This is a genomic window from Phytoactinopolyspora limicola (genome assembly GCF_011320225.1).
Lineage (GTDB): Bacteria > Actinomycetota > Actinomycetes > Jiangellales > Jiangellaceae > Phytoactinopolyspora > Phytoactinopolyspora limicola.
This window is the reverse complement of the sequence record NZ_JAAOEN010000005.1, coordinates 12,902-37,504: the sequence shown is the minus strand read 5'-3', so window position 1 is coordinate 37,504 and position 24,603 is coordinate 12,902. Positions and strand designations below refer to the sequence as shown.

At 65.8% G+C, this 24,603-nt stretch carries 36 protein-coding genes; 2 read left to right on the top strand and 34 right to left on the bottom strand.

Going from position 1 to position 24,603, the window contains the following annotated elements; translation table 11 throughout:
* Positions 1-119 precede the first annotated feature (119 nt).
* From rplQ to G8760_RS14190, 8 genes are all read right to left on the bottom strand, one after another.
* Positions 120-701 (bottom strand): 50S ribosomal protein L17, encoded by a 582-nt coding sequence (gene rplQ, locus G8760_RS30845; RefSeq protein WP_166352226.1) that lies wholly within the window; start codon positions 699-701, stop codon positions 120-122.
* 89 nt (positions 702-790) lie between these two features.
* Positions 791-1,804, bottom strand: a complete 1,014-nt coding sequence (locus G8760_RS14220; protein ID WP_166352224.1) for a DNA-directed RNA polymerase subunit alpha — start codon at positions 1,802-1,804, stop codon at positions 791-793.
* A 146-nt stretch (positions 1,805-1,950) separates the two neighbouring features.
* On the bottom strand, positions 1,951-2,556 hold the full coding sequence (gene rpsD / locus G8760_RS14215) for a 30S ribosomal protein S4 (protein ID WP_166352222.1): 606 nt from the start codon (positions 2,554-2,556) through the stop codon (positions 1,951-1,953).
* 33 nt (positions 2,557-2,589) lie between these two features.
* Positions 2,590-2,988: a 30S ribosomal protein S11 gene (rpsK, locus tag G8760_RS14210; RefSeq protein WP_166352220.1), complete on the bottom strand. Its 399-nt coding sequence runs from the start codon at positions 2,986-2,988 to the stop codon at positions 2,590-2,592.
* Between the two features lie 68 nt (positions 2,989-3,056).
* Positions 3,057-3,434, bottom strand: coding sequence for a 30S ribosomal protein S13 (gene rpsM, locus G8760_RS14205; RefSeq protein WP_166352218.1), 378 nt, complete (start codon positions 3,432-3,434; stop codon positions 3,057-3,059).
* Between the two features lie 210 nt (positions 3,435-3,644).
* Positions 3,645-3,758, bottom strand: a complete 114-nt coding sequence (gene rpmJ, locus G8760_RS14200) for a 50S ribosomal protein L36 (protein ID WP_129665307.1) — start codon at positions 3,756-3,758, stop codon at positions 3,645-3,647.
* A gap of 74 nt (positions 3,759-3,832) precedes the next feature.
* Positions 3,833-4,054 carry a translation initiation factor IF-1 gene (infA, locus tag G8760_RS14195; RefSeq protein ID WP_129665309.1) on the bottom strand — a complete coding sequence of 74 codons (222 nt, stop codon included), beginning with the start codon at positions 4,052-4,054 and terminating at the stop codon, positions 3,833-3,835.
* A 165-nt stretch (positions 4,055-4,219) separates the two neighbouring features.
* The gene (locus G8760_RS14190; protein ID WP_246222551.1) at positions 4,220-5,866 is read right to left on the bottom strand and encodes an MFS transporter; all 1,647 of its coding nucleotides are present in this window, start codon (positions 5,864-5,866) and stop codon (positions 4,220-4,222) included.
* A gap of 166 nt (positions 5,867-6,032) precedes the next feature.
* On the opposite strand from G8760_RS14190, the gene G8760_RS14185 reads away from it, so the two are divergent.
* Complete coding sequence (locus G8760_RS14185; RefSeq protein WP_166352216.1) at positions 6,033-9,368, top strand: ATP-binding protein; 3,336 nt, start codon at positions 6,033-6,035, stop codon at positions 9,366-9,368.
* Between the two features lie 17 nt (positions 9,369-9,385).
* Here G8760_RS14185 and G8760_RS14180 read toward each other — a convergent pair whose 3' ends face one another.
* The 25 genes from G8760_RS14180 to rpsJ all read right to left on the bottom strand — a co-directional run bounded on the left by G8760_RS14180 (position 9,386) and on the right by rpsJ (position 22,630).
* The gene (locus G8760_RS14180) at positions 9,386-9,883 is read right to left on the bottom strand and encodes a DUF1707 SHOCT-like domain-containing protein (RefSeq protein WP_166352214.1); all 498 of its coding nucleotides are present in this window, start codon (positions 9,881-9,883) and stop codon (positions 9,386-9,388) included.
* 82 nt (positions 9,884-9,965) lie between these two features.
* Positions 9,966-10,793, bottom strand: coding sequence for a type I methionyl aminopeptidase (map, locus tag G8760_RS14175; protein ID WP_166352212.1), 828 nt, complete (start codon positions 10,791-10,793; stop codon positions 9,966-9,968).
* 2 nt (positions 10,794-10,795) lie between these two features.
* Positions 10,796-11,356, bottom strand: a complete 561-nt coding sequence (locus tag G8760_RS14170; RefSeq protein ID WP_166352210.1) for an adenylate kinase — start codon at positions 11,354-11,356, stop codon at positions 10,796-10,798.
* A 14-nt stretch (positions 11,357-11,370) separates the two neighbouring features.
* Positions 11,371-12,681 (bottom strand): preprotein translocase subunit SecY, encoded by a 1,311-nt coding sequence (gene secY / locus G8760_RS14165; protein WP_166352208.1) that lies wholly within the window; start codon positions 12,679-12,681, stop codon positions 11,371-11,373.
* Between the two features lie 187 nt (positions 12,682-12,868).
* Positions 12,869-13,321, bottom strand: a complete 453-nt coding sequence (gene rplO, locus G8760_RS14160) for a 50S ribosomal protein L15 (RefSeq protein ID WP_166352206.1) — start codon at positions 13,319-13,321, stop codon at positions 12,869-12,871.
* Positions 13,314-13,508: a 50S ribosomal protein L30 gene (gene rpmD, locus G8760_RS14155; RefSeq protein ID WP_166352204.1), complete on the bottom strand. Its 195-nt coding sequence runs from the start codon at positions 13,506-13,508 to the stop codon at positions 13,314-13,316. The genes rplO and rpmD overlap by 8 nt, the downstream gene beginning before the upstream one ends.
* Positions 13,505-14,122 (bottom strand): 30S ribosomal protein S5, encoded by a 618-nt coding sequence (rpsE, locus tag G8760_RS14150; RefSeq protein WP_166352202.1) that lies wholly within the window; start codon positions 14,120-14,122, stop codon positions 13,505-13,507. The genes rpmD and rpsE overlap by 4 nt, the downstream gene beginning before the upstream one ends.
* 31 nt (positions 14,123-14,153) lie before the next feature.
* The gene (gene rplR, locus G8760_RS14145; protein ID WP_166352200.1) at positions 14,154-14,537 is read right to left on the bottom strand and encodes a 50S ribosomal protein L18; all 384 of its coding nucleotides are present in this window, start codon (positions 14,535-14,537) and stop codon (positions 14,154-14,156) included.
* Positions 14,538-14,540: 3 nt separating this feature from the next.
* On the bottom strand, positions 14,541-15,080 hold the full coding sequence (gene rplF, locus G8760_RS14140) for a 50S ribosomal protein L6 (protein ID WP_166352197.1): 540 nt from the start codon (positions 15,078-15,080) through the stop codon (positions 14,541-14,543).
* Positions 15,081-15,100: 20 nt separating this feature from the next.
* Positions 15,101-15,505, bottom strand: coding sequence for a 30S ribosomal protein S8 (gene rpsH / locus G8760_RS14135; RefSeq protein WP_166352195.1), 405 nt, complete (start codon positions 15,503-15,505; stop codon positions 15,101-15,103).
* Positions 15,506-15,636: 131 nt separating this feature from the next.
* Positions 15,637-15,822: a type Z 30S ribosomal protein S14 gene (locus G8760_RS14130; RefSeq protein WP_166352193.1), complete on the bottom strand. Its 186-nt coding sequence runs from the start codon at positions 15,820-15,822 to the stop codon at positions 15,637-15,639.
* 131 nt (positions 15,823-15,953) lie between these two features.
* Positions 15,954-16,517: a 50S ribosomal protein L5 gene (rplE, locus tag G8760_RS14125; protein WP_166352191.1), complete on the bottom strand. Its 564-nt coding sequence runs from the start codon at positions 16,515-16,517 to the stop codon at positions 15,954-15,956.
* Positions 16,517-16,855 (bottom strand): 50S ribosomal protein L24, encoded by a 339-nt coding sequence (rplX, locus tag G8760_RS14120; RefSeq protein WP_166352189.1) that lies wholly within the window; start codon positions 16,853-16,855, stop codon positions 16,517-16,519. The genes rplE and rplX overlap by 1 nt, the downstream gene beginning before the upstream one ends.
* Before the next feature lie 2 nt (positions 16,856-16,857).
* On the bottom strand, positions 16,858-17,226 hold the full coding sequence (gene rplN / locus G8760_RS14115) for a 50S ribosomal protein L14 (protein ID WP_166352186.1): 369 nt from the start codon (positions 17,224-17,226) through the stop codon (positions 16,858-16,860).
* A 9-nt stretch (positions 17,227-17,235) separates the two neighbouring features.
* The gene (gene rpsQ / locus G8760_RS14110) at positions 17,236-17,544 is read right to left on the bottom strand and encodes a 30S ribosomal protein S17 (RefSeq protein WP_207782356.1); all 309 of its coding nucleotides are present in this window, start codon (positions 17,542-17,544) and stop codon (positions 17,236-17,238) included.
* Positions 17,541-17,813 (bottom strand): 50S ribosomal protein L29, encoded by a 273-nt coding sequence (gene rpmC, locus G8760_RS14105; protein WP_166352182.1) that lies wholly within the window; start codon positions 17,811-17,813, stop codon positions 17,541-17,543. The genes rpsQ and rpmC overlap by 4 nt, the downstream gene beginning before the upstream one ends.
* Positions 17,813-18,232 (bottom strand): 50S ribosomal protein L16, encoded by a 420-nt coding sequence (gene rplP, locus G8760_RS14100; protein ID WP_166352180.1) that lies wholly within the window; start codon positions 18,230-18,232, stop codon positions 17,813-17,815. Before rplP ends, rpmC begins: the two co-directional genes overlap by 1 nt.
* A 4-nt stretch (positions 18,233-18,236) precedes the next feature.
* On the bottom strand, positions 18,237-19,097 hold the full coding sequence (rpsC, locus tag G8760_RS14095; protein ID WP_166352178.1) for a 30S ribosomal protein S3: 861 nt from the start codon (positions 19,095-19,097) through the stop codon (positions 18,237-18,239).
* A complete protein-coding gene (rplV, locus tag G8760_RS14090) occupies positions 19,097-19,492 on the bottom strand; it encodes a 50S ribosomal protein L22 (RefSeq protein WP_166352176.1) in 396 nt (131 codons plus the stop codon). Before rplV ends, rpsC begins: the two co-directional genes overlap by 1 nt.
* Positions 19,493-19,507: 15 nt before the next feature.
* On the bottom strand, positions 19,508-19,789 hold the full coding sequence (gene rpsS, locus G8760_RS14085) for a 30S ribosomal protein S19 (protein WP_166352174.1): 282 nt from the start codon (positions 19,787-19,789) through the stop codon (positions 19,508-19,510).
* A gap of 14 nt (positions 19,790-19,803) precedes the next feature.
* Positions 19,804-20,640, bottom strand: coding sequence for a 50S ribosomal protein L2 (rplB, locus tag G8760_RS14080; RefSeq protein ID WP_166352172.1), 837 nt, complete (start codon positions 20,638-20,640; stop codon positions 19,804-19,806).
* Between the two features lie 29 nt (positions 20,641-20,669).
* Positions 20,670-20,978 carry a 50S ribosomal protein L23 gene (gene rplW, locus G8760_RS14075; RefSeq protein WP_166352170.1) on the bottom strand — a complete coding sequence of 103 codons (309 nt, stop codon included), beginning with the start codon at positions 20,976-20,978 and terminating at the stop codon, positions 20,670-20,672.
* A complete protein-coding gene (gene rplD / locus G8760_RS14070; RefSeq protein ID WP_166352168.1) occupies positions 20,975-21,640 on the bottom strand; it encodes a 50S ribosomal protein L4 in 666 nt (221 codons plus the stop codon). Before rplD ends, rplW begins: the two co-directional genes overlap by 4 nt.
* Positions 21,637-22,308: a 50S ribosomal protein L3 gene (rplC, locus tag G8760_RS14065; protein ID WP_166352166.1), complete on the bottom strand. Its 672-nt coding sequence runs from the start codon at positions 22,306-22,308 to the stop codon at positions 21,637-21,639. The genes rplD and rplC overlap by 4 nt, the downstream gene beginning before the upstream one ends.
* A gap of 13 nt (positions 22,309-22,321) precedes the next feature.
* Entirely contained in the window at positions 22,322-22,630 is a 309-nt protein-coding gene (gene rpsJ, locus G8760_RS14060; protein WP_026877498.1) for a 30S ribosomal protein S10, read from the bottom strand.
* Between the two features lie 195 nt (positions 22,631-22,825).
* On the opposite strand from rpsJ, the gene G8760_RS14055 reads away from it, so the two are divergent.
* Positions 22,826-23,128: a hypothetical protein gene (locus G8760_RS14055; RefSeq protein ID WP_166352164.1), complete on the top strand. Its 303-nt coding sequence runs from the start codon at positions 22,826-22,828 to the stop codon at positions 23,126-23,128.
* Between the two features lie 188 nt (positions 23,129-23,316).
* Here G8760_RS14055 and tuf read toward each other — a convergent pair whose 3' ends face one another.
* Entirely contained in the window at positions 23,317-24,516 is a 1,200-nt protein-coding gene (gene tuf, locus G8760_RS14050; RefSeq protein WP_166352162.1) for an elongation factor Tu, read from the bottom strand.
* Positions 24,517-24,603 lie beyond the last annotated feature (87 nt).

Sequence of the window (24,603 nt, the reverse complement as noted above, 5' to 3'; positions counted from 1 at the left end):
CTTTCCGCCCCGCGCCCCCCCCCCCCCGTGTCTCGCTCCCCCGCGCCGGCCCCCCCCCCCCCCCCCCCCGACGGCAACGATCACCGGGAGTTGGGGCTGAGATCAGCTAACGATCACGGTCAGGCCTTGCCTTCGGGCTCGGCCTCAGCGGCATCGGCGGTCTCATCCGAGGCATCGGTGGCCTCTTCCGCGGTGTCGGCGTCCGAGTCCGCCACGTCGGCGGTGTCTTCGGTGACGTCGGCGGTCTCATCCGTAACATCCACGTCGACCGTCTCCTCCGCCGCGGTGACGTCAGCCGCCGCCCGGCGGGTGGCGCTCGTCGCTTCCTGGATCACCTGTTCGGCCAGCGGCTCTACCAGCTCGATCACGGCCATCGGGGCGTTGTCGCCCTTACGCGGCCCGATCTTGACGATCCGGGTGTAGCCGCCGTTGCGGTTCTCGTAGCGTGGCCCGATCTCGGTGAACAGGACGTGCACGATCTCCTTGTCGCGGATCGTGCTGGCGACCTGCCGCCGGGCATGCAAGTCACCCCGCTTGGCTTTGGTGATCAGCCGCTCCGCTACCGGACGCAACCGACGAGCCTTGGTCTCGGTGGTGGTGATGCGGCCGTGCTCGAACAGCGCCGTAGCGAGGTTGGCGAGGATCGCACGCTGGTGCGACGGCGAACCGCCCAGGCGAGCACCCTTGGTGGGGGTGGGCATCGTGATCTTCTCTCCTGTGTTGGGTCATCACCCCCGACGCGTGGTACCACCGTTTGGGGGTGTGCGGGGGGCGGAGCCCCCCGCAGGTGTCAGTACTGCTCGTCCTCGGCGAAGGACTGGTCGTCGTCGCCGTAGCTGTCGACGGCGGCGGTCGGGTCGAAGCCCGGAGCGCTGTCTTTCAGGCCCAGCCCCATGGTGACCAGCTTCGCCTTCACCTCGTCGATCGACTTCTGCCCGAAGTTGCGGATGTCGAGCAGATCGGCCTCACTACGGGAGACGAGTTCACCAACGGTGTGGATACCCTCCCGCTTGAGGCAGTTGTAAGAACGCACGGTCAGCTGAAGATCCTCGATCGGCAGCGCGAGGTCGGCAGCCAACTGAGCGTCGACCGGCGACGGACCGATCTCGATCCCTTCCGCCTCGACGTTGAGCTCACGAGCCAGCCCGAACAGCTCGACGAGTGTGCTACCCGCCGACGCGAGTGCGTCACGCGGCCGCAACGCCGGCTTCGTCTCGACGTCGACGACGAGCTTGTCGAAGTCGGTACGTCCCTCGACGCGAGTCGCCTCGACCTTGTAGCTCACTTTGAGCACCGGCGAGTAGATCGAGTCGACCGGGATCCGGCCGATCTCGGCGTCGTTGCGTTTGTTCTGTACCGCGGAGACGTAACCGCGGCCGCGCTCGACCGTCAGCTCCATCTCCAACTTGCCCTTGCCGTTGAGGGTGGCGATGTGCAGCTCGGGGTTGTGCACCTCGACGCCGGCCGGAGGTGCGATGTCGGCCGCGGTGACCGCACCCGGTCCCTGCTTGCGCAGGTACATGACCACCGGCTCGTCGTGCTCGGAAGACACGACGAGGCCCTTGAGGTTGAGGATGACGTCGGTGACGTCCTCCTTGACACCCGGGATCGTGGTGAACTCGTGGAGAACACCGTCGATGCGGATGGACGTGATGGCCGCGCCGGGGATCGACGACAGCAGGGTGCGACGCAGCGAGTTGCCGAGGGTGTAGCCGAAACCGGGCTCCAGCGGCTCGATGGTGAACCGGGAGCGGTGGTCCGACAGCGACTCTTCGCTGAGGGAGGGACGCTGAGTGATGAGCACGGGGACTTCCTTTCCGCGACGCCCGCTATATGACGGCCGCGATCAGGGTGACCAGGCACCGCCGGTCACATGTTTCGCTTGCTGGCATGGGCTGTACTTGCGCACATCCCACGGTCGGGCGCGGGGGCGGCAGCCCCCGTGCACCGCTACTTCGAATAGAACTCGACGATCAGCTGTTCCTGCACCGGCGTGTCGATCTGCTGTCGGGTAGGAAGCTGGTGGACGAGAATCCGCATGGCGTTGGGGATGACCTCTAGCCACGCGGCGACGGGGCGCTCGCCGTGAGTCTCGCGAGCGATGATGAACGGCGTCATCTCCTTGGACTTGTCCCGGACGTCGATGACGTCGTAGGCGCCGACCTGGAACGACGGAATGTTCACCTTGTGGCCGTTGACCAGGAAGTGGCCGTGGACGACCAGTTGCCGGGCGTGCCGACGGGTCCGGGCGAAGCCAGCCCGGTACACGACGTTGTCCAGGCGCGACTCGAGGATCTGCAGGAGACGTTCGCCCGTGCGACCCTTGGTCTTGTTGGCTTCCTCGTAGTACCGGCGGAACTGCTTCTCCAGCACACCGTAGGTGTAGCGCGCCTTCTGCTTCTCGTGCAGCTGGACGCGGTACTCACTTTCCTTCTGCCGCGCCCGGCCGTGCTGGCCGGGCGGGTAGGGCCGGCGTTCGTAAGCCTTGTCCTCGCCGATGAGGTCGACGCCCAGCCGGCGCGACTTCTTTGTGATGGGACCGATGTAACGAGCCATGGTGGTTCAGTTCTCCTCGTCGTCTCGGGCGGCTCAGACGCGGCGGCGCTTGGGCGGACGGCAGCCGTTGTGTGCCTGCGGGGTCACGTCAGAGATCGAACCGACCTCCAGACCCACCGCCTGCAGCGAACGGATCGCGGTCTCCCGGCCGGAGCCGGGGCCCTTGACAAGGACGTCGACCTTGCGCATGCCGTGCTCCTGCGCGCGGCGCGCGGCGGCCTCGGCTGCCATCTGCGCGGCGTACGGGGTCGACTTGCGCGAACCCTTGAAACCGACCTGACCGGCGCTGGCCCACGAGATGACGTTGCCCTGCGGGTCGGTGATGGACACGATGGTGTTGTTGAAGGTGCTCTTGATGTGCGCGACACCATGAGCGACGTTCTTTCTTTCCTTACGGCGCACCTTCGTGGTGCGGCCCTTGGCTGGTGGCATGAGTGGTCTCCTGTCAAGAAAGTCTGGGGTGCGTCAGCGCGAGGCGACGGGCCGGGAGCCGGCGAAGGTCACTTGCCGGCCTTCTTCTTGCCGGCAACGGTCTTCTTGCGGCCCTTGCGGGTGCGGGCGTTGGTGTGAGTGCGTTGGCCGCGGACCGGGAGGCCCCGACGGTGCCGGATGCCTTGGTAGCTTCCGATCTCGATCTTGCGGCGGATGTCGCCCTGTACCTCGCGGCGCAGGTCACCCTCGGTCTGGTAGTTGGCCTCGATCCAGTCGCGGAGCTTCACCAGCTCCTCGTCGCCGAGGTCCTTGACACGGAGGTCCGGGCTGATGCCGGTAGCCTTCAACGTTTCGTGCGAGCGGGTTCGGCCGATGCCGAAAATGTAGGTCAAGGCAACCTCCAGGCGCTTGTCGCGCGGGAGGTCGACGCCAACGAGGCGTGCCATCAGTTCGTGTCTCCTAGGTTGGCGAAGGTCTGGTCGCGTCGCGTCTCGGTGGGGGTCGTCGACTCTCACCGAGCCCCGGCCTTCGCTTCCGGGGGTGGACGATCACCACATGGGACTCCGGGCCCCAGGGGTGTCGCTGCTGACGCGTTGTTTCGCAGTATTCAGTTGTGTCGGTGTCGGGCCGGCGGCCAACGTGACGGCCGCCGCTGATCAGCCCTGCCGCTGCTTGTGCCGCGGGTTGCTGCAGATCACCATCACCCGGCGGTGACGACGGATCACCCGGCAGTGGTCGCACATGGGCTTGACGCTCGGCTTGACCTTCATCAGATCTCTCTCATCGAACGCGTGCAGCGAGGTCGGCCTCGGCCGCGCCTGCGCACATGTGAACGGTTGTCTCGTTACTTGTAGCGGTAGACGATCCGACCGCGGGTCAGGTCGTACGGACTCAGCTCCACCACCACTCGGTCCTCAGGGAGGATCCGGATGTAGTACTGGCGCATCTTTCCGGAAATGTGCGCGAGCACCTTGTGACCGTTGTCCAGCTCCACCCGGAACATGGCGTTGGGCAGGGCTTCGGCCACGGTGCCCTCGATCTCGATGACCCCGTCTTTTTTCGGCATAGCCTCCGCACTTCTGTGGTCGTGGTCCGTCCGCTCGGCACACTGCGCCACCGCCACGATGCGACATGGGCGGTGAGACCTGATCAAACCCCACCCCAGTGAGATACTCCGGGGATCAGCCGCGAGGGCGCGAACAGGCAAGCCACAGTGGGCCAACGCCAGATTCTACGTCAGATTCGGTGCTGGAGCCAAACCTCGGGTGTCATCGTCGTTCGGTCCGTCGTCTGTCCCATCATTTCCGCCTTCGGCATCGGCACCCGCGGGGTCATCGTCGGTCTCACCCACCGGACGTACATGACGCAGGACCGTCATGACCATCACCGCGATACCACCGAGCAGGGCGGCGCTGAGCGCGGCGACCACGTTGAAGCCCCACACGAACGCCTCATTCGCCGACGCCACCAGTTGGGCGCCCAACGCGGACGGTAGCTCAGCCGCCGCTGCGAAGGCGTTGGCGAAACTGTCCTGGGCGGAGCTGGCGACATCATCCGGGATACCAGCCGGGATGATGCCTTCCATGCGGCTGCTATACGCGGCGGTGCCGACGGTTCCGAGCGTCGCGATTCCCATCGCCATGCCGAATTCACCTCCGGTCTCCGATGTGGCCGAAGCCGACCCGGTCTTGTCCAGCGGCACCGACCCGACCACCAGGTCCACACTGAGAACCTGCAAGGGGATGATGCCGATCCCGAAGAGCACACTCCCGGTGATCAGCAGGGTCAGACCGGACTCCACACCCAGCTGAGTCAACGAGCCGAGGCCGCCCGCCGCGATGGCCAGCGCGGCGGTGATCAGCAACGGTGGGCGGATCCGCCGGGCCAGCAACGGCGCCACGAACGAACTCGCGATGACGGCGGCTCCCATCGGAAGGAACCACAACCCGGCTCGCAGCGGCGACAACCCTTCGACCAGTTGTAGGTACTGCGTGAAGAAGAGACCGAACGACGACAGCGTCAACGCGGCCAGCGTGAGCCCGATCACCGCACCGCTGAACCGGCGGATGCGGAACATACTCAGGTCGAGCAAGGGGTCGGCCAGCCTGGTTTGCCTCCGCACGAACAGGACGCCAACGACCACACCGACGACGAGGGCTGCTGCCGGCCCGCCCGTCACACCGCCGTTCTTCGCGATCTCCTTGATGCCGAAGACGAATGGGAGAATCGCGCCGAGTGATAGCGCGACGCTGATGAGGTCAACTCTGGCCGGTGCTTCGTTGCGGTACTCGGGCAGCAGGATCCGGCCGGCGCCCAGCAAGAGCAGCATGACCGGAACCCCGAGCAGGAAGACCGAGCCCCACCAGAAGTGCTCGAGCATGAAGCCCCCGACCGCGGGACCCAACATGCCGCCGCCGGCGAACGACATCATCCACACACCGACCGCCATCGACCGCTGTTTGGGGTCTTTGAACATGTTGCTCAGCAGCGACAACGTCGACGGCATCAGGGTCGCGCCGGCGATGCCCAGCAGCATTCGGCTTCCGATCAGCATCTCCGGGCTGGTCGAATAGGCCGCCAACACCGAAGCAGCGCCGAACGCCGCGGCCCCGAGAAGCAACAGGCGCCGCCGGCCGATCCGATCGCCGAGCGTCCCCATGGTGATGAGCAAACCCGCCACCATGAACCCGTAGATGTCGGTCATCCACAACATCTGCGTGTTGCTGGCGCCGAGGTCGGCGCCCAGATGTGGCAGGGCCATATACAGAACGGTCAGGTCGAGCGCGATCAGGATCGTCGGCAGGGCCAGGACGGCCAGTCCGATCCACTCTCGGAGCCCGGCACGCTCACCGGGCTTGGTGCCTGGTGCTGTGGACACGGCTTCTTTCCTCCTCTACGACGGGGCCGGCCCAGCCGGTCCGCGACACGATGGCTCGCCTCGGTCTGAACTAGTGCCCCGGTCTGAACTAGGCGCTGAGATCAACGCTGCGCCAACGAGGTTCGGGAAGGATTCGGATCCGTTGACGGTTGGATACCGTGACGTCATGTGGTTCGGGGTGCTGGGTCCACTCGAGGTGTGGACAGCCGATGGGCGCCCAGTGCGGGTGCCCGAACGCAAGGTGCGCACTTTGCTGGCCGATCTGCTGGTCCACGAGGGCAAGCCGGCCCCGGTTCACCGGCTCGTCGAGGACCTGTGGGGCCAGGACGCGCCGGGAAAGCCGGTCGGGGCGCTACGCGCCAAAGTGTCGCTACTGCGGCGTGCGCTCGACGACGCCGAACCGGGCGGGCGTGAGTTCGTCGTTCATGGCCCGGCCGGGTATCTGCTCCGAACCAACGCCGACGACATCGACGCCGGACGCTTCCGGATCTTGGTCGAACGGGCCCGGAACACCGGGGACGACGAATCGCGGGCGGCCCTGTTCGGGCAGGCCTTACGTTTGTGGCGAGGTCAACCGTACGTCGACTTCGCCGACGAACCCTTCACGCAGGCGGCGATCGCCCGGCTGGAGGAGGCGAGGCTGACCGCCCTTGAGGACGAGGCCGACGCACGGCTGGCCCTCGGCGACCATGGACGGTTGGTGGGTGAGCTGGTCGATCTGGTTCATGCCCATCCGCTCCGGGAGCGGCTCGGCGCGGCGCTGATGCTCGCCCTTTACCGATCGGGGCGGCAGGGAGAGTCACTGGCGACGTTTCGTGAGCTTCAGCGGCGGCTTCGTACGGAACTTGGACTCGATCCAGGCACCGCCGTCGCCCGTCTGCACGAGGCGATCTTGCGGCAAGATCCGCAGCTCGACGTCAACTCCTCGGCCCCGGTACGTACGGTCTGGGCTCCACTGCCGAACGAGCCCCCCACACCGCGTCGGACCAACCTCCCGAGTTCCCTGACCGATCTGGTCGGACGATCCCAGGCGATCGCGGAGATCATGGATGTGGCAGCAGCCGAACGATTGGTCACGCTCACCGGTCCGGGTGGGGTGGGCAAGACCCATCTAGCGGTGGAGGTCGCCAGCCAGCTCGCCAACCGTTATCCCGATGGTGTCTGGCTGGTGGATCTCAGCCCGCGATCCCAGCGCTCCGCATCGGACACGCTGCCGCCGTGGGCGGACGTCGTCGACGCCGTGACGGAGACCATCGGCCTCCCTGACGTCCGGCCCGGAGCCGAGACCAAGGGAGCGTCGGGTCCACTGACCAGACTCGTCGCGGCGCTCGACGGTTCTCGGACACTTCTTGTGCTGGACAACTGTGAGCACCTGGTCGACGGGGTGGCCGAGTTCGCCGCGGCCATTCTACGGTCGACGTCCGGGCTCGGTGTCCTCGCCACCAGCCAGGAGACGCTGGGAATCCCCGGCGAATATGTCTATTCCGTGCCACCGCTGGATGTGCCCGACCCAGCGGTGGCCTCCGACCCGGCGGAGCTGAGAAAGAGCAGTGCCGCCGAACTGTTCCTGCGCCGCGCGGCGGCCGCCACTCCCGGGTTCGCGATCGACGCCGACGATGCCGTTGCGGTCGCGAACATCTGCCGTCGGCTGGACGGGATCCCGCTGGCCCTGGAGTTGGCCGCCACCCGCCTCCGCGCCCTGGGTGTACATGAGCTGTCCGCCCGGCTGGACGACCGGTTCCGCGTGCTGACCGGTGCGCCGCGCGGTGTACCGGCGCGACATCAGACTCTGCGGGCGACCATAGATTGGAGCTGGAACCTGCTCACGCGGGACGAACAGGCGGTGTTGCGGCGGCTGGCCGGGCACGCCGACGGATGCACCCTGGAAGCGGCCGAATCCACCTGCGCCGGGGCCGGCGTCGCGGCCTCCGACGTGCTCGCACTTCTGACCCGTCTAGTCGATCGGTCGCTGGTAACTGTCGTTATGCAGGACACCGATCGCGAGCCACGGTACCGACTATTGGAGTCGGTGGCCACGTACTGCCGCGAGCGCCTCAACGAGGCCGGCGAATCCGACATCGTCGCCGAAGGGCACGCGCGTTACTACACCGCCCTCGCCGGCACTCTCGCCTCCCGGCTCCGCGGGCGGGAGCAGCTACGATCCCTGCGCAGGCTCGACGCGGAGGCGGCCAACCTACGCCGAGCCTTCGAGCATGCCGTCCGCACCGACGCTGCGCATCAGGCGCTGGACCTGGCGGACAATACTGCCTGGTACCTGTACCTCCGTGGCCGGCTTCGCGAGGCGGAGCGGCTGCTGGGCACCGCCCTGCGCATGCCCGGCGTAGAATCCGTTCCGCGCCGTCTTCGGGCCCGGGCTGGGGTGTGGTACTGCGGCGTCGCGCTCGCAACCAATGCCGGCGCCGACATCGTCACTCCGGTCGAAGCGGCCTTGCGACCGTACGAGGAGATCGACGCCCCGCGTGACCTGGCCTGGGCGCAGTGGTTCTTGAGCTCGATCCTGTTCACCACCGGTGAGACGGAGATGAGCAAAGACCTCGCCGAACGCGCCGTGCAGGGTGCACGCGCGGTCGGAGATAGCTGGCTACTCGCGACCACACTCAGCGCCAGGTCCTGGGTCGGCGCGGTGCACAACGATCTGGACGCGATGGCCGAGGACAGCGAGCGCAGTCTCGAGCTTTTCCGCGAACTCGACGACCCGTGGGGACTCGTCGAAGCCGGCGAACCTGCCGCTGTGCTCGCCGAACGCCGCGGCGAATACGAACGCGCCGCGGACATCCACCGGGAGGGGCTCCGGATGGCGGAGGACCTGGGCCTGGGGTCACAGGTGTCGTGGAAGTTGTCCGGCCTCGGCCGGGTCACCTGGCTCACCGGCAACCGTCATCTCGGACGAGAGCTGCAAGAGCGCGCGCTACGAGTAGCCCGGGAACATTCCGACGCCTTCGGCGAGCTCTACGCCCGGATCGGTTTCGGCGTCGTCGCCCGCTGGTCGGGTGACCTCGACGTCGCGGAGCTCTACCTGCGCAGCGCCGCCGACAGCCATGCCATCCGGCAGATGGCCCGACCACGCGCGCATGTCATGAAGGAACTTGGCCATATCGCCGAACTAGGCGGCGATGCACCAACAGCTCTGGCGCGCCAACTCGACGGTCTCGACGCCGCGCGCTTGACGGCCGACCCACTGCTGATCGCGCACGCGCTCGAAGGTATGGCGGGTGCACACGTCGTCGGTGAGCAGCCGGCGTCAGCGGCTCAGCTACTAGGCGCTGCCGCACGGATACGACGTGTGGCCAGCGCGCCGTTGTCCGGCCCGGACCAGAGCGACGTACACCGAGCCGCGAGCGCTGCGCGTGGGGCACTCGGTGCTGCCGTGTTCGACGCCGAACATCAGCGCGGTGCCGACGCCGACCTCGACGTCCTCCTACGCGACGTCGGTGTGCCCCAGCCGCCGCTGACGCAGCATCAGGCTGCCCGAACCCGGTGACACCACTGTGCAGGACACTAGGGACGAGCGTTGTTGGCTCCGCCGGCGCGGGGGTCACCCCACTTTGATCGGTACGCGAGTTCGATCGTGCCGAGCACGACTCCCCACGGTCCGGCGACCCACAAGGGCCAGAAATACTGAGTGCCAACGTCGGTGGCGACAAGAACCAGCATCCAGATCACCGTGCACATGGCGACGACGGCGCCGTAGGTCCACCAACTGACGTTGAGGAGCGTACGTGTGACCCGTTGTGCCGTGAAACGCTTGGCTGGCCGCGGCTGAGAACGCGGGCGTTGCACGATCTTGTCGGTCACATCGGCGACTGGTCGACGGGCCAACGGCAGATCGTCGATCACCCGGTCCAGTTCGTGATAGGTACGTGCGTTGTAGGTGCTCTCGAGCCGGTCGAGAAGCTCCTCTTGGCTAAGCCGGCCGTCGCCGTGGGCGTCGCGGAGTATCTCCGACACCCGCTCGCGGTCGGAGTCGCTGGCCCGCATGTCAGGTTGGCTCGCCATGGCTTCAAGTATCCGGAACCCGGTGGATCTCCGCCATAGGGGTAGCCCCCGATTCCGCCCTCAGGGTGTCGGCGCGCAGCCGTCAGCGGGGTAGGGTCACCGGGTTGGGCACACCGAGTTCGCTCAGCCGGGCGGCGCCGCCGTCCGGTGCGGTCAGAACGAACGGCCCACCGTCGGTCACGGCGATGCTGTGCTCGAAATGCGCCGCCCAGGCACCGTCGGTGCTCTTGACCGTCCAGCGGTCGGACAACGTGTAGGTCTGCGGTTGCCCCAGAGTGATCATGGGCTCGACTGCCAGGCAGAGCCCCGGCTCCAGCTTGGGACCGCGCTGCCGGGTGCGGTAGTTCATCACGTGCGGATCCTGGTGCATCGCGGTACCGATGCCATGGCCGCCGTACTCCTCGACAATCCCGTATTCACCTCGGGACCGGACCAGCTGTTCGACGGCGGTACCGATCTCGCGTAGCCGCGCTCCCGCGCGCATCGCGGCGATCCCGGCCCACAATGCGTCCTCACAGTCGACCAGCAGCCGGGCAACCGACTCGGACACCTCACCCACTGGGATGGTCACCGCGGCATCGCCATGCCAGCCATCGACGACGGCGCCGAAGTCCAAGGAAACGATGTCGCCCTCCTGGAACGGCGTGTCGTCCGGGATGCCGTGAACGACGACATCGTTCACGGATACGCAGACGGTCGCCGGGAAGCCGTGGTAACCGAGAAAATTCGACGTGGCGCCGCGTGCCGCCAGCTCGCGTCGGGCGATCGCGTCGAGTTCGCGTCCAGTAGCACCGGGCCGTACGGCCTCGCGCATGACCGCGTGGATCTCAGCCACGACCAGACCGGCCGCTCGCATACCGCCGAGATCACTCGGGCTCTTGATCTCCAACGCTGGGCTCCGGCCCCGCATGGTTACCGCGGGGCGTCCGGGGCGATGGCTTTCTCGACCCGGACGGCGACCTCGTCGACGGGACCGATCCCGTCCACCCGCACCAGCAGCCCACGCTCGGCATACAGTGCCGTCAACGGCGCCGTCTGCTCCTTGTACAGGCGCATCCGGTTGCGGATGACGTCTTCGGAATCGTCCGTCCGGCCTTCGTCGGCGGCCCGTTTCATCAGCCGCGAAACGATCTCATCTTCGGCGACGATCAACTCGACCACGTGGTTGAGCGCAGCCCCCTGCTCGGCCAGCACCGAGTCGAGGAAGGCGACCTGGGCGGTGGTGCGAGGATAGCCGTCGAGCAGGAAACCGTCGGCCGTGTCGGCCTGGGAGAGCCGATCGCGGACCATGTTGTTGGTGATCTCGTCCGGTACGTAGTCACCCGCGTCCAGGTACTGCTTGGCCTCGAGTCCGAGCGGTGTTCCTTCGGAGACGTTCGCCCGGAAGATATCGCCCGTCGAGATGGCCGGGATACCAAAGTAGTCCGCGACCAGTTCGGCCTGGGTGCCTTTGCCGGACCCCGGAGGGCCCATGATCAGTAACCGCGTCACTTCAAGAAACCCTCGTAGTTGCGTTGCTGAAGCTGGCCCTCGATCTGCTGAACTGTCTGGAGACCCACTCCGACCATGATCAGAATGCTGGTACCTCCAAAGGTGTTGCTGAACGCCAAGCCCTGACCCGGATTGATGATGTTGAACGCCATCAACGGCAACAGGGCCACCAAACCAAGGTAGATCGCCCCGGCCGACGTGATCCGGTTCAAGATGTAGGTCAGGTATTCCTCGGTTGGTCGTCCCGCCCGAATGCCCGGCACGAAGCCGCCGTAGCGCTTCATGTTGTCCGAGATGTCTTTCGGACTGAACGTAATGCTCACGTAGAAGAACGCGAACCCGACGATGAGGAAGAAGTAGAAGGCGAGATACAACGGGTGGTCGCCACGTTGGAAGTGTCGCTCGACCCAGCCCGCCCAACCCGTGTCGGCGTTGAACTGTGCCGCCAGCATCGGTATGTACAACAGCGACGACGCGAAGATAACAGGGATGACGCCAGCTTGGTTGATCTTCAACGGGATGTAGGTGGATGAACCCCCATACATCTTCCGCCCGACCATCCGTTTGGCGTACTGGACCGGGATCCGGCGTTGCGATAGCTCGACGAACACGATCAGCCCGACCACGATCAACGCCACCACGAGCACCAGAGAGAAGATCCCCCAGCCGCGGGTCAGCTGAATGTTCCAGAACATGCCGGGCATACTCGCCACGATCTGAGTGAAGATCAGCAGCGACATGCCATTGCCGATACCGCGATCGGTGATCAGTTCACCCAGCCACATGACGACGGCGGTGCCGGCCGTCATGGTCAAGATCATTAACGCCAGCCACGCCACCGAGTTGCTACTAACGATCTCTTCACCACACTGCGGGAACAGCCGCCCGCTCTCCGCGAGCGTCACGATCGTGGTGGACTGCAACACCGCCAGCCCGATAGTCAGATACCGGGTGTACTGGGTGATCTGCGCCTGGCCGGACTGGCCTTCCTTCTTCAGCGCCTCCAGCTTCGGAATCACCACCGTGAGCAGCTGGAAGATGATGGCCGCGGTGATATAGGGGATGATGCCCAGCGCGAAGATCGCGAGCTGGAGCAGCGCACCGCCGGTGAACAGGTCGAGCATGCCGTAAAGCCCGAAACCCTCGGCCTCGCGTTGAACGTCGACGCATTCCTTCACCGCGCGTACGTCGATGTTCGGCGTAGGGATCGCCGAGCCGAGCCGGAACAGCACAATGATGCCCAGCATGAACAGCAGCTTCTGGCGCAGGTCAGGCGTACGGACCGCCTGAGCGAACACTCTGAGCACTTTGGCTGCCTCCTGGAAGCCGGCGACGTCGCCGGGTCTGGTGGTGCGGTCTACCGTCCATGCGGGCTACCGTGATGCGATTTCCCACTCGGGGACGATAACCCATCCGGTGGCCCGTGGCCGCATCCGCCTCCGCCATGCGGGACGCTGGCGCGCGGTTGGCCCCGGACCGCCGGGCGGATGACTCCTACAATTCAGTTGTGCTGCCGCCCGCGGCGGCAATCTTCTCTTTCGCCGAGCCAGAGAAGGCGTGCACGGTGATGTCCAGCTTGACCGACACCTCACCCGTGCCGAGAACCTTCACCGGGTGCCCGCCGCGCACGGCACCCTTGGTCACGAGGTCCTCCACGGTGACCGTGCCACCCTGTGGGTAGAGTTCGGCCAACCGGTGCAGGTTCACCACCTGGTACTCAGTGCGGAAGGGGTTCTTGAAACCCTTCAGCTTCGGCAGCCGCATGTGCACCGGCATCTGCCCACCCTCGAAGCGGGCTGGAACCTGGTTACGAGCCTTGGTTCCCTTGGTGCCACGACCTGCGGTCTTGCCCTTCGATGCCTCACCACGCCCGACCCGGGTCTTCGCCTTCTTGGCGCCGGGAGCCGGACGGAGGTGATGGGGCTTCAGCGGGGACGGGTTACTCATCGCCTTCGTCGACCTCCTCGACGGTGACCAGGTGCGACACCGTCTTCACCATGCCGCGGACCTCGGGTCGGTCCTCCTTGACGACCTCATCGCCAATACGCTTCAGACCTAGAGAACGCAACGAATCACGCTGCGTCGAGGTTCCGCCGATCTTGCTTTTGACCTGTCGGATACGCAGGCTGCTCATGCGTTCGCCTCCGCCCGAGCACGCAGCAGCGCCGCCGGTGCGACCTCCTCCAGCGGCAGCCCTCGCCGCGCGGCCACCTGCTCCGGCCGCTCGAGCTGGCGCAATGCCTCCACAGTGGCGTGCACGATGTTGATGGCGTTGGACGAACCCAGCGACTTACTCAGAATGTCGCTGATGCCCGCCGCCTCCAGCACGGCGCGGACCGGACCACCCGCGATCACACCGGTACCAGGAGAGGCGGGACGCAACAGCACTACGCCTGCGGCCTTCTCGCCCTGCACCGGGTGCGGGATGGTGCCCTGGATACGGGGCACCTTGAAGAACTGCTTCTTGGCCTCCTCGACACCCTTGGCGATCGCCGCGGGCACCTCCTTGGCCTTGCCGTAGCCGACGCCGACGGTACCGTCACCATCGCCCACCACCACCAGGGCGGTGAAGCTGAAGCGACGACCACCGGACACGACCTTGGCGACTCGATTGATGGCGACGACGCGCTCGATGTAAGCGGTCTTGTCCGCCCCGCCGTCGCCGCGACGGTTGTCGCGGTCGCGCCGGTCACGGCGGTCGCGGCGCTCGCCACCTGCACCGCCACCGCGGCGCTGTGGTTCAGCCATGATTCTCCTACTTCCTATCGACTCGTCGTCTTTACAGTTTCAGACCCGACTCGCGGGCGCCGTCGGCTACCGCGGCCACTCGGCCGTGATAACGGTTGCCAGCCCGGTCGAAGACAACTTCCTCGACCCCGGCCGCCTTGGCCCGCTCGCCGACCAGCTCGCCGACGCGACGAGCTTTGGCCGTCTTGTCGCCGTCGAGTCCACGCAGGTCCGTCTCCATACTCGACGCGGACACCAGGGTCCGCCCAGTGGTGTCGTCGACCACCTGCGCCACCATGTGCCGCAGAGACCGGCTCACCACGAGGCGGGGCCGCTGCTGCGTGCCGTTGACCTTCTTGCGAACCCGAAGGTGTCGCCGAGCCCGCGCCGAAGCTTTGTCGCCTCGCCGGACATGGCGGTTGATCGCGATACCCATCGGTTACTTACCAGCCTTTCCGACCTTGCGCCGGACCTGCTCACCCGAATAACGGATGCCCTTGCCCTTGTACGGCTCCGGCGGCCGCAGACCGCGGATCCGGGCGGCGATGTGTCCGACCCGCTGCTTGTCGATGCCCTGCACCGAGAATTTGGTCGGCGACTCCACCGTGAACGAGATGCCTTCCGGCGCCTCGATCAGGATCGAATGGCTGTAACCGACCGCGAACTCGAGGTTCGCGCCCTTCGCCGTCACCCGGTAACCAACACCGACGATCTCGAGCTTCTTCTCGTACCCCTCGGTGACCCCGGTGACCATGTTGGCGACCAGCGTGCGAGTGAGTCCGTGCAACGCTCGGTTGCGGCCTTCATCGTCTGGACGACGCACCTCAAGGGTGCCGTCGTCGGCCCGCTCGACGTCGATGGTCTCCGGCAGCGTGTGCTGCAAGGTGCCCTTCGGCCCCTTGACCGTGACGTCGCGGCCATCGATGGCGACGTCGACACCCGCGGGAACGGGAATGGGAAGTTTGCCAATACGCGACATGGTCCTCCTACTCCTTCCCGCTACCAGACGTAGGCGAGGACTTCCCCGCCTACACCCTGTTTGGCGGCCGCTCGGTCAGTGAGCAGGCCGTGTGATGTCGAGATGATCGCTACGCCGAGGCCACCCAGCACCTTCGGCATGTTGTTCGCCTTTGCGTACACGCGCAGCCCAGGCTTGCTGACCCGGCGCAGCCCGGCAATCGAACGCTCACGGGTCGGCCCGAACTTGAGTGTCACGACGAGGGTCTGGCCCGGAGTGTCCTGAGCTTCCTCGACACTGAAGCTACTGATGTAGCCCTCTTGCTTGAGGATCTCGGCGATATGCACCTTGAGTTTGCTGTGCGGCATCGCCACGGTGTCGTGGTAAGCCGAGTTCGCGTTGCGCAGACGAGTCAACATATCTGCGATGGGATCGGTCATGGTCATGGTTGTTCCAACCACTTTCCCGCTGGGGTTTCCGAAGGTTCGGACCTACAGCGATCGGTATGGCCAGTGGTTACGCAACTTCACGTACCCACGGTCTAAGGGTGGCGTAGGGGCACAGGGCCCCCACAGGTCTACCAGCTCGACTTGGTGACGCCCGGCAGCTCACCGCGGTGCGCCATCTCGCGCAGACACACCCGGCACAGGCCGAACTTGCGATACACCGAGTGCGGACGGCCGCACTTCTGGCACCGCGTGTAGGCGCGAACCGCGAACTTCGGCTTCTTCTTCGCCTTGTGGATCAGCGCTTTCTTGGCCACGTCAGTTCTCCTTGCTCGTGGTCACGTTACTCAGCTCACAGCTCCTTGCTCGTGGCGCGTTCCTCGACTCACTCGCTCCGCGGGCGGCTGCTCCTACGTCACAACGCCGACCACTACGCTCGCTCACCTCGTCACAGCTCCTTGAACGGGAAGCCCAGCTGCCGCAACAGCGCCCGGCCTTCGTCGTCGTTGGTCGCGGTGGTGACAACGGTGATGTCCATGCCACGCACACGATCGATCTTGTCCTGATCGATCTCGTGGAACATCGACTGCTCGTTGAGACCGAACGTGTAGTTTCCACGGCCGTCGAACTGCTTGGGCGACAAGCCTCGGAAGTCCCTGATCCGCGGCAACGCGATGGTCACCAAACGGTCGAGGAACTCCCACATGCGGTCGCCCCGCAGGGTCACGTGGGCACCGATCGGCATGCCCTCACGCAGTTTGAACTGCGCGATGGACTTGCGCGCCTTGGTCACCGACGGCTTCTGACCGGTGATCTCGGACAGGTCCCGCACGGCACCGTCGATCAGTTTCGCGTCTCGGGCCGCTTCACCCACGCCCATGTTCACCACGACCTTGGTCACCGTGGGAACCTGCATAATGTTGCCGATCCCGAACTCTTCACGCATCGCCGCGATGATCTCGTCGCGGTACCGCTGCTTGAGCCGTGGGATCGAGGTAGTCGCTGTGCTCATCAGATTTCCTCACCGGTCCGCTTCGCGTACCGGATCTTGTTGCCGTCGTCGTCGAACCGGTAACCGACCTTGGTGCCGACCGTCTTGGTCTCACCGTCGACATCCGCCTCGACCGCGAGTTGCACGTTCGACACGTGGATCGGGGCCTCCTTGTGGATGATCCCGCCACTTTCGAGCGTGCCGCGCCGGTCACGGTTCACCTTCTCGTGTTTGGTGATCCGGTTGACACCCTCCACGAGCACCTTCTGGTCCTTCGGGAACGCGGTGATGACCTTACCGACCAAACCCTTGTCCGGGCCCGCGATCACGACGACCTTGTCGCCTTTCTTGACGCGCATAACTACAGCACCTCCGGGGCGAGGGAGATGATGCGCATGAAGCGCTTCTCCCGAAGCTCGCGGCCCACGGGACCGAAGATGCGGGTCCCCCGCGGGTCTCCACCGTCCCTGATGACGACCGCCGCGTTCTCGTCGAACCGGATGTAGGAGCCATCCGGCCGACGCCGCTCCTTGACCGTCCGCACGATCACGGCTTTGACGACGTCACCCTTCTTCACATTGCCGCCCGGGATGGCGTCCTTGACGGTCGCCACGACGACATCGCCGATCCCGGCGTAGCGTCGGCCCGACCCACCGAGCACACGGATGCACAGCAATTCCTTAGCACCCGTGTTGTCGGCGACCCGTAGCCGCGACTCCTGCTGAATCATCTCTGGCTCCTACTTGGCCTTCTCGAGGATCTCGACGACGCGCCAGCGCTTGGTGGCCGACAGCGGTCGGGTCTCCATCAGCAGCACTCGGTCACCCACCGCAGCGGCGTGGTCGTTGTGCGCCTTGAGCTTGCTGGTCCGCCGCACCACCTTGCCGTACAGCGGGTGCTTGAACCGGTCCTCAACGGCCACGACGACCGTCTTCTGCATCTTGTCGCTGACGACGCGGCCCTCGCGGATTTTACGGAAGGCGCGAGCCGCCTCGTTCTTGTCGGCGCTGGTGTCGCTCACAGCGGTGTCCTCATTTGTGGGGCTCATGCGGCGTCACCCTTGGCCGCCTGGTCAGACGCTGGCTCCGGCTCAACCACCGAGATGATGCCGAGCTCGCGCTCGCGCATGATGGTGTAGATCCGAGCGATGTCCCGCCGGATCGCCTTCAGCCTGCCGTGGCTCTCCAACTGCCCGGTGGCCGCCTGGAACCGTAGATTGAACAGCGACTCTTTCGCCTTGCCGAGCTCCTCGGCCAGCTCTTCGTCGCTCTTGTCTCGCAGCGATGTCGCATCGAGGTTCTTCGATCCGATGGCCATCACAGATCACCTGTCTCGCGTGTCACGATCTTGGCCTTCATCGGCAGCTTGTGGATGGCGCGCGTCAACGCCTCCCGAGCCACGGTGTCGTTCGGGTATGACAACTCGAACATGATGCGACCCGGCTTGACGTTGGCCACCCACCACTCCGGCGACCCCTTGCCGGAACCCATACGGGTCTCGGCCGGCTTCTTGGTCAGCGGGCGGTCCGGGTAGATATTGATCCACACCTTGCCGCCACGACGGATGTGCCGGGTGATGGCGATACGTGCGGCCTCAATCTGCCGGTTGGTCACGTAGTGACCTTCGACAGCCTGAATGCCGTACTCACCGAACGCCAACGACGTCCCGCCTTTCGCAACACCGCGCCGCTTCGGGCTGTGCTGCTTGCGGTGTTTGATCTTGCGCGGAATCAGCATGACCTCACACCTCCTGCTGGCTCTGGTTCTCGGTAGCGGTGGGTGCCTCGACGGCGGCGCTCGGCTCGGTCGCTGCCGGTGGCGCGTCGGTCGCGGCTGCCGGCGCTGCCTGCTCCGCCGGACGCTCCCCACGGTCTCGCGCTGGGCGACGACGCTCGGGGCGACGACGCTCACGCTGCTGGGCACGTGCCTGAGCGGCCTGCTCGGCAGCCCGCTCGGACCGAGAGCCGGTCACGTCACCCTTGTAGATCCACACCTTCACGCCGATCCGGCCGAAGGTGGTCCGGGCCTCGTAGAAGCCGTAGTCGACGTCGGCCCGCAACGTGTGCAGCGGAACCCGACCCTCGCGGTAGAACTCCGAACGGCTCATCTCGGCGCCACCGAGGCGGCCCGAGCACTGGATCCGCACACCCTTGGCGCCGGCGCGCATCGTGGTCTGCACCGCCTTGCGCATCGCGCGGCGGAACGCCACTCGAGCCGACAGCTGCTCGGCCACACCCTGGGCCACCAGCTGAGCGTCGATCTCGGGCTGCTTCACCTCGAGCACGTTCATCTGAACCTGCTTGCCGGTGAGCTTCTCCAGCTCGGAGCGGAGGCGGTCGGCTTCGACGCCGCGCCGGCCGATGACGATGCCGGGACGGGCGGTGTGGATGTCGACCCGAACCCGATCACGGGTGCGTTCGATCTCGACACTCGAGATGCCGGCCCGCTCCATGCCGGTGGTCATCAGCTTGCGGATCGCCACGTCTTCAGCCACGTAGTCCCGGTAGCGCTGGCCTTCGTTGGTGCTATCGGCGAACCACCGGCTCTTGTGGTCGGTGGAGATGCCTAGCCGAAACCCGTGCGGGTTGATTTTCTGGCCCACTAGCGGGTCCCTCCCTTCGCGCCAGCGGCGGCCGGCTGCTTGTCCTCGAGCACAATCGTGATGTGACACGTGCGCTTCTTGATCCGGAAAGCACGGCCCTTGCCGCCCGGCCGGAACCGCTTCATGGTGGGGCCCTCGTCCACGTAGGCCGAGCCCACTACCAGCGACTCCGGCTGTGTGCCGGTCAGATCCGCGGCGTTGGCGATGGCACTCTCTAACACCTTGCGCACCGGTTCGGCGGCCGCGATCGGGGTGAAGCTGAGCAGCGCCACCGCCTCTCCGACGTCGAGACCACGAATCAGGTCCACCACGCGGCGCGCCTTCATGGGCGTGACGCGGACGAACCGCGCTTGTGCCCTGGCTGCTTCCATCGTTACTCCTCTATCAGCGCTCATGAGTCGTGGTGGATGTCACCGCCGCCGCGAGCGGCGGTCGTCCTTCTCGTGTCCCCGGAAGGTCCGCGTAGGCGCGAACTCGCCGAGCTTGTGGCCGACCATCGCCTCGGTGATGAACACCGGGACGTGTTTGCGGCCGTCGTGGACGGCGATCGTGTGTCCGATCATGTCCGGTACGATCATGGAACGGCGCGACCACGTCTTGATGACGTTCTTGCTGCCCTGCTCGTTCTGCGCCTCGACCTTCTTGGCCAAGTGCTCGTCAACGAAGGGGCCCTTCTTCAAACTACGCGGCATCTTCGTACTCCCACTCAGCGCTTCTTGCCGGTCTTGCGGCGACGGACGATTTGACGGTCACTGGGCTTGTTCTTCCGGCGGGTGCGGCCCTCGGGTCGCCCGTTGGGGTTCACAGGGTGCCGACCACCGGAGGTCTTGCCCTCGCCACCACCATGCGGGTGATCGACGGGGTTCATCACCACACCACGAACGCTGGGGCGCTTGCCCTTCCAGCGCATCCGGCCGGCCTTACCCCAGTTGATGTTCGACTGCTCGGCGTTGCCGACCTCACCCACGGTGGCCCGGCAGCGGACGTCGACGTTGCGGATTTCGCCCGATGGCATCCGCAGCTGCGCCCAGGCGCCTTCCTTGGCCACCAGCTGCACACTCGCGCCGGCGGAACGCGCGATCTTGGCGCCGCCCCCAGGGCGGAGCTCGATCGCGTGGATAACCGTACCCACGGGGATGTTGCGCAACGGCAGGTTGTTGCCCGGCTTGATGTCCGCGCTAGGGCCCGACTCGACCAGACGGCCCTGAGTGAGCCGGCTGGGTGCCAGGATGTAGCGCTTCTCGCCGTCCGCGTAGTGCAGCAGGGCGATCCGCGATGTGCGGTTGGGGTCGTATTCGATGTGAGCGACCTTCGCCGGCACGCCGTCCTTGTCCGCTCGCCGGAAGTCGATCACGCGGTACTGCCGCTTGTGACCGCCGCCCTGGTGGCGAGTGGTGATTCGGCCGGAGCTGTTCCGCCCGCCCTTCTTCGGCAAGGGGCGCAGCAGCGACTTCTCCGGCTCGGATCGGGTGATCTCGGCGAAGTCGGCAACGCTGGAGCCACGCCGGCCCGGCGTTGTCGGCTTGTACTTTCGGATTGCCATTACAGACCTCGATGCTCTTCCTGTCTCGACTACGAGACCGGACCGGAGAAGATGTCGATGCGCTGACCCTCGGCGATGCTCACGATGGCCCGCTTGGTGTCGGGCCGCTTGCCCACACCGAAGCGAGTGCGCCTCCGCTTACCCTGCCGGTTGGCCGTGTTCACGCCGGTGACCTTGACGTTGAACACCTTCTCGACGGCGATCTTGATCTCGGTTTTGTTCGCCCGAGGATCGACGATGAAGGTGTACTTGTTCTCGTCGAGCAGGCCGTAGCTCTTTTCGGAGACGACCGGCTTGATCAGAATGTCGCGAGGGTCTTTGCGCTGGATGCCGCTCATTCGGATTCCTCCGTTTCCGCCGACTCGGCCGTGGCCTTGCGCGGGCCGGCCAGGAAGGCCTCGAGCGCCGCCTTGGTGAACACGACGTCGTCGGCGCACAGCACGTCGTACGTGTTGAGCTGATCGGCCGGGATGAGGTGCACCTCGGGAACGTTGCGCAGACTCTTCACAGTGAGTTCGTCGGCGCGGTCGATGACTACCAGCACGGTGTCGCGGTCGGTGACCGACCGGAGCGTAGCCAGGGCGGCCTTGGTGGAGGGCTGCTCACCGTCGAGGAACCCGGTAACCACGTGGACACGTTCGTGCCGGGCCCGGTCAGATAGCGCGCCTCGCAGTGCGGCGGCCTTCATCTTCTTCGGTGTGCGCTGGGCGTAGTCTCGCGGCTGCGGACCGTGCACCACACCACCACCGGCGAACTGAGGCGCCCGGATGGAACCCTGCCGGGCCCTACCGGTGCCCTTCTGCCGGTACGGCTTGGCTCCACCGCCGCGGACCTCGCCGCGGGTCTTGGTGGAGTGTGTACCTTGCCTGGCCGCGGCGAGCTGGGCTACCACGACCTGGTGGATCAGCGGCACGTTCACCTGAACGTCGAAGATCTCGGCGGGTAGTTCGACGGTGCCGGCCGCGGCGCCGGAAGTGTCGAGGACAGAGACGGTTGTCACTTCGGCTCTCCCTTCGCGGCGGTGCGGACGAAGACCAGCCCACCGTTGGGGCCGGGAACGGCACCCTTGAGCAGCAGGAGGCCCTTCTCGGCGTCAACCGCATGGACGGTGAGGTTCTGGACCGTGACCCGCACACCACCGAGGCGACCGGCCATCTTCTGGCCCTTGAACACGCGGCCCGGAGTGGCGGCGCCACCGATCGCACCGGGCGAGCGGTGCTTGCGCTGCACACCGTGCGAGGCCCGCAGACCATGGAAGCCGTGCCGCTTCATGACACCGGCAAAACCTTTACCTTTGCTCGTGCCCGTGACGTCAACGTCCTGTCCGGCCTCGAAGACGTCGGCATTGAGCTCCTGGCCCAACGTGTATTCGGAGGCGTTGGACGTGCGGATCTCGGCGACGTGCCGGCGCGGCGTCACGCCGGCCGCCTCGAAGTGGCCTTTGGCCGGCTTCGTCAGCCGGCGGGCCGTCGGCGCACCGAACGCGATCTGGACGGCGTCGTAGCCGTCCTTCTCCGGCGTGCGGACCTGTGTGACGACACACGGCCCAGCCTTGACGACGGTGACGGGGACGATCTTCTGGTTCTCGTCCCACACCTGGGTCATGCCGAGCTTCTCGCCCAGCAGGCCGGTGACGACCCGGCTCGATTGGTTTACGTCGATAGTCATCGCTCTCGGCCCCTCAGAGCTTGATCTCGATGTCGACACCGGCCGGGAGGTCGAGCCGCATGAGCGAGTCAACCGTCTTCGGCGTGGGGTCGATAATGTCGATCAACCGCTTGTGTGTGCGCATCTCGAAGTGCTCGCGGCTGTCCTTGTACTTGTGCGGCGAGCGGATGACGCAGTACACGTTCTTCTCGGTCGGCAGCGGCACCGGGCCCGCAACCTGCGCACCGGTACGCGTCACCGTGTCGACGATCTTCCGCGCCGAGGTGTCGATGACCTCGTGGTCGTAGGCTTTGAGCCGGATGCGGATCTTCTGTCCCGCCATGGCTACCAGTTGTCCTTTTCCTTCGTACCGCTTACCGAATACTGACTGCTGCTCGTCCGACCCCCGCGGTCGGGCGTGTCGCCCTCTGCGGGCGCAATGCGCCACCATCAAGCGACATGCATCTCGTCGGGGAGATCGGCTCGACCGAGATCCGCTACACGGATCTGGCCGCTGACGATGAGGTCTCCGTCTCGGTTGCGACTACCAGAGATTTCCGGGCAGCGCACCACGGCGGCCTCCGCCGAGCAACCTGAACAGTATGCCAAAGAAAGCCGGTCTTTGGCCAATCCGGTGATCAGCGCGGGCATTGCCCGGCCGGAGAGATACCGGCCCGCCTGCTGCGGGCCCGCATCACCCGGGCCGGACACCCTTGCTGATCGTGTCGAGGCCATCAAGAAACCTGGCCTCTGGTCGGTCTCATTCGACTATCTGGGGCGAACCCCGCGCGACATCAAGCCGCCCGACGCTCACCAGCTTTATCACGTCTGGTCTGTTTGAAGGCCGATACCCGCGAAAACCGCCACCGCTAAGGGCGGGGGTGGGAGTCCCCATCCCGGGTGTGGTCGGGCGTGGGCGCAGGACTTCTTCTGCCCGCAGGGCCCGTGGGTCCGGAGCCGGGCGGGGATGGGGACTCCCACCCCCGCCCGGCACGGACCGCAACCACGATATCGGACTGAACTACAGACCTACTTGATGATCTTGGTGACGTGGCCGGCGCCGACCGTGCGCCCGCCCTCGCGGATAGCGAACTTCAGCTGCTCCTCCATGGCGACCGGCTGGATGAGCTCGACCTTCATGGTGGTGTCGTCACCGGGCATCACCATCGCGTCCGGACCGTCCGGCAGGGTGACCACGCCGGTCACGTCGGTGGTCCGGAAGTAGAACTGCGGGCGGTAGTTGTTGAAGAACGGCGTGTGCCGTCCGCCCTCGTCCTTGGACAGGATGTAGACCGTCGCCTCGAACTCGGTGTGCGGCGTGGTGGTGCCGGGCTTGACGACAACCATGCCGCGCTCGACGTCTTCTTTCTTGGTACCACGCAGCAGCAGACCGACGTTCTCACCGGCGCGTGCCTCGTCGAGCAGCTTGCGGAACATCTCGACACCGGTCACGGTGGTCTTCTGCGCCGGCCCCGGACGGATACCGACGAGCTCGACCTCCTCGTTGATGTTGAGGGTGCCGCGCTCGACCCGGCCGGTCACTACGGTGCCACGGCCGGTGATGGTGAAGACGTCCTCGATCGGCATGAGGAACGGCTTGTCGGCGTCGCGCACCGGGTCCGGCACGTTCTCGTCGACGGCCTCCATGAGGTCCTCGACCGACTTGACCCAGTCGGCGTCGCCCTCAAGAGCCTTGAGTGCCGACACCTTGATCACCGGGACGTCGTCGCCGGGGAACTCGTACTCGGTGAGCAGCTCGCGGACCTCGAGCTCGACGAGCTCCAGGATCTCTTCGTCGTCGACCATGTCGGCCTTGTTGAGCGCGACCAGGATGTACGGCACACCGACCTGACGGGCCAGCAGCACGTGCTCCTTGGTCTGCGGCATGGGGCCGTCGGTGGCGGCGACCACCAGGATGGCGCCGTCCATCTGCGCCGCACCGGTGATCATGTTCTTGATGTAGTCGGCGTGCCCAGGCGCGTCGACGTGCGCGTAGTGACGCTTGTCGGTCTGGTACTCGACGTGCGCGATGTTGATGGTGATCCCGCGCTGCTTCTCTTCCGGCGCCTTGTCGATGTCATCGAAAGGCGTGGCCTCGTTCAGGTCCGGATACTTGTCGTGCAAGATCTTGGTGATCGCTGCGGTCAGCGTGGTCTTGCCGTGGTCAACGTGACCGATGGTGCCAATGTTGACGTGCGGCTTCGTCCGCTCGAACTTCGCCTTAGCCACTTTAGGTCCTCTCCGTATCTAGGACTCGAAGGTTTTCGTATAGCCGGATGGTTCGGCTGCTTACTTTGTGTCGGGGACCGGTCGAGG